We start from the raw sequence: 4398 nt of genomic DNA on the forward strand, positions 1-4398 counted from the left end.
TACACTTGATCCACACTCTTTCCCTACACGACGCTCTTCCGATCTCATCATAAAATCTTGTAAGTAGGTTTACAATTGTAGTCTTCCCAGCCCCTGTTGGCCCCACAAGTGCTATACTCTCACCCGGTTGAGCTTCAAAACTAATGTCTTTAAGAATATTTACATCTTTTCTATATTCAAAATATACATTACTAAATTTAACATGGCCTTTGGATTTATTAAGTTCTTTTGGTTCTAATACATCTTCTATTTCTTCTCCCTCATCCAATATTTCAAATACTCTTTCAGCTCCTGCCACAGCCGATTGTAGTGTATTAAATATGTTTGCCAGGTTATTAAGTGGACGTACAAATTGCCTTGAATAACTTAAAAAGCTGGCAATTACACCTACTGTAATTATGCCATCTACTGCTATTACTCCACCTACTCCAGCTACTGCCGCAAATCCGATATTGTTTATAACATTCATAATTGGCATTAGGAATCCAGAATATATTTGAGCCTTTAATCCAACATTGCACAATCTTTGATTTATTTCATCAAATTCTTTCACTGTTTTATCTTCATGGTTAAAAGCTTTTACTATATAAACTCCAGATATAGTTTCTTCAATCTGTCCATTTAGTTTTCCAAGTTCCATTTGTTGAGATTTGAAAAGTTTTCCTGTCTTTTTAGTAATGGAGCGAGTTAATAAAAATACTAAAGGTACTGTAATTAAGCTTGTAAAATTTAATATAGGGCTTAAAATCATCATCATAATAAATGAACCTATTATAGTTATAATCCCTGACATTAGTACAATTGCAGATTGAGAAATAGTAGAACTAACATTATCAATATCATTTGACAATCTGCTCATAATATCTCCATGGCTATTTGAATCAAAGAAAGCCATGGGAAGCTTTTGAAGTTTTAAAAACAAGTTGTTTCTCAAGGTTTTAACTATTCTTTGACTAGAACTCGCCATGGCAAATCCCTGAAATAAACTTATAGCTGCATCTGCCAAATAAGATATTAGCAAAACAATTACTATTATACTAAGTAGGTTAAAATCTACTTTTCCATTATTAGCTGACATAGCATTTACGGCTTTTCCTATAAAATATGGCCCTATAAGTACGATAGCCGAATCTATTATTATAAATATAAATATTGTTATTAATGTTTTCCTTTCACTTCCAAAATAACTCCAAAGCCTTCTTAATGTTTTTCTAAAATTTTTCGGTTTTTCTACAGGTGCCCTATTTCTTCTTCCGCCTCTACCACCATTAAACGGCATAGTAGCGGTTTTATTGTCATCCTTATATTTATTACCCTGCATCTACATCATCTCCTTTCCAATTTGGGAAAGGAAGATATCATTGTATATCTCACAGCTTTTTAAAAGTTCCGTATGTGTTCCAATCGCTTTTATTTCTCCATTATCTATTACTATTATTTTATCGGCTCTCATTACAGAAGTTATTCTGTGTGCTATTAAAATACAAGTCAAATCTTTAGCATATTTTTTTAAACTTGACCTTATCTTCACTTCTGTATCTGTATCAACCGCACTAGTTGCATCATCAAGTATTAGGATTTCAGCTCCTTTTACAAGTGCTCTTGCTATAGATATTCGTTGCTTTTGTCCTCCTGAAAAATTAACGCCACCTTGACCAATCTTTTCATTATAACCTTGTGGAAGTTTATCAATAAATTCACTAGCCTCGGCCACTTTTAATGCTTCCTTAATTTCGCAAATACTCGCCTTTTCACTTCCCCATTTCATGTTATCTAATATTGTACCTGAAAATAACAGTGCCTTTTGTGGCACTATTGCAATCTTTTCTCTTAATGACTTTATATCTAACTCTTTAATATTTACACCATTAACCTTTATTTCTCCACTTATTACATCATAGAATCTAGGTATTAAATTTACAAGCGTACTTTTACCTGAACCAGTTGATCCTATTATTCCAACAGTTTCCCCATTCTGACAACTAAATGATATATCTTTTAATATCGGCTCTTTTTCTTTATTATATGAAAAATATACGTGCTGAAAGTCAACTCTTCCTTTGCACTTAGAATTATCTATAATTTTCTTTCCATCAATCATAGTATTCTTTTCTAAAAACACTTCACTAATACGCCCTGAAGATGCGCGAGCGCGCACAAACATTGTAAAAACATTAGTTACCATCATAAGTGAGAATAATATTTGTGTCATATAATTTGTAAATGCTATTATTTGTCCTACATGCATACTTCCTTTGTTTACGTATATTCCACCTATCCATATCACTAATACAATACCAAAGTTCACTATAAGTCCAATGATTGGAGTGAAAACCGATGTTATTTTCATAGCTTTAGTAGAAGACTTCGTAAGCAAGGCATTTTTGTCCTTAAACCTTTCTATTTCATATTCAAATCTATTAAAAGCTTTAACTACTCTTACTCCTGATAAATATTCCCTCATAACTCCATTAACGCTATCAATTGATTTCTGCACTTTAATAAAATATGGGAGTCCAATTTTCATATTAAAATATATAAGAATAGCTGCAACTGGTACAATAGCAAATAAAATCATAGATAACTTTAAGTTTAGTCTTGCAGCCATTATAATGCTTCCTATTCCCACAATTGGTGCTTTAACAAATATCCTCATAAGTCCATTAATAAAATTTTGAACCTGAGTTACATCATTTGTAAGCCTTGTAACAAGAGTAGCTCCTTCAAATCTATCAACATTTTCAAAAGAGAAACTTTGAATTTTTTTAAATAAATCGGATCTAAGTTCCATTCCAAGTTTTTGTGATACATTACTTGCAATAACATTACGAATACTTGCAAATATTGCTCCAAATCCAGCAATTATAAGCATAACAACTCCCATTTTAATTACAAAATTTAGATCTTTATTTGCAACTCCTGTATCCACGATTTTGGACATAATCATTGGTTGCATCAAATCACAAAATGCCTCGAGTATTACAAAAAAAACTGCTATGCAAAATCCTATACCATACTTATGCATATATACTTTTAAATACCCCACCGTAACTCCACCCTCCTTGCGACATGACTTCAAACCTCTTAATGATTTTTATTATTAAATTAATTCTCTCACTCAGCAATCTGAAACCTGTATAAATTATACAGCATATTATTGTAAATTCCCAATGTCTTATAAATTACTTTTCTATTATTTATCATATTAAAAACCCGCAATGTCCATTTCCTTAAATGGATTTTACGGGTTTTAAAATTATATCTTAAAATCTGGTTATTATTTAAATACTACTTAATCAAGCTATTACTATTATAATCCACTTAATTCAAACGCACTCTTAAATCTATTTGAAAATTCTACTTTTAATTCTTCTCTAAAATCAGGATGTGCAATATTTATTAATGCTCTTGCCCTATTTCTTAAAGATTTACCTTTAAGCTGTGCGATTCCATACTCTGTAACAATATAATCAACATCAGTCCTTGAAGTTGTAACTACTGCTCCTACATCTAATAAAGAAACTATTTTTTAAATTTTTCCTTTTGATGCTGTTGATGGTATCGCAATTATTGATATACCATCTTCACTCATATTTACACCACGAACAAAATCAACTTGACCTCCTACTCCACTAATTTGTTTTAAACCTATACATTCTGAACATACCTGCCCCATTATATCTACTTGTACACATGAATTTATAGATACCATTTTATAATTTTTCATAATAGTAATAGGGTTATTTACATAATTTACAGGATACATTTCAACAGAAGGATTATTATCAACAAAGTCATAAAGTCTTTTTGTTCCCATAAGAAAAGAAACTACACTTATTCCAGGGTGAAGAGTTTTCATCTTATTAGTTATAACACCTGCTTCTACTAGTTCAACTACTCCATCTGATATCATTTCTGAATGTATTCCCAAATCTTTCTTATCCTTTAAAAATAAAAGTACAGCCTCTGGTATTGCGCCAATACCAAGTTGTAGTGTAGAACCATCTTCAATTAATGATGCACAATTTTCCCCAATCTTTTTTTCAACTTCTCCTATGCTAGGTGGTTGAAGTTCAATTATTTTATGAGATGTTTCAATTATATAGTCTATATCTGATATATGAATAAATGAATCTCCCATAGTTCTTGGCATCTTATCGTTTACTTCTGCAATTACAATCTTTGCATACTGAGCTGCAGGCTTTGTATAGTCATTTAATACTCCAAAACTACAGTACCCATGCTCATCTGGAGAGCTAACCCGAACTAAAGCTACATCAACAGGCATATATCCTTTTCTAAACAATTTAGGAACTTCATGAAAGAAACAAGGGGTAAAATTATCCCCCCTCGTATAATGTAGTTGTAAGCATTGATAATAATTCAGTCATACTAACC

1 protein-coding gene and 1 pseudogene are annotated in these 4398 nt (G+C 31.5%); both read right to left on the reverse strand.

Annotated features, from left to right (window positions below; all coding sequences use genetic code 11):
- Window positions 1-1321 precede the first annotated feature (1321 nt).
- Window positions 1322-3046 carry an ABC transporter ATP-binding protein gene (locus tag Q0649_RS11815; RefSeq protein ID WP_298842008.1) on the reverse strand — a complete coding sequence of 575 codons (1725 nt, stop codon included), beginning with the start codon at window positions 3044-3046 and terminating at the stop codon, window positions 1322-1324.
- Window positions 3047-3310: 264 nt separating this feature from the next.
- Window positions 3311-4339: pseudogene (locus tag Q0649_RS11820) on the reverse strand (acetyl-CoA hydrolase/transferase family protein); the annotation flags it as partial.
- Between the last annotated feature and the right edge of the window lie 59 nt (window positions 4340-4398).

Source organism: uncultured Clostridium sp., from assembly GCF_937920395.1.
In the GTDB taxonomy this organism is placed as follows: Bacteria; Bacillota; Clostridia; order Clostridiales; family Clostridiaceae; genus Clostridium_AD.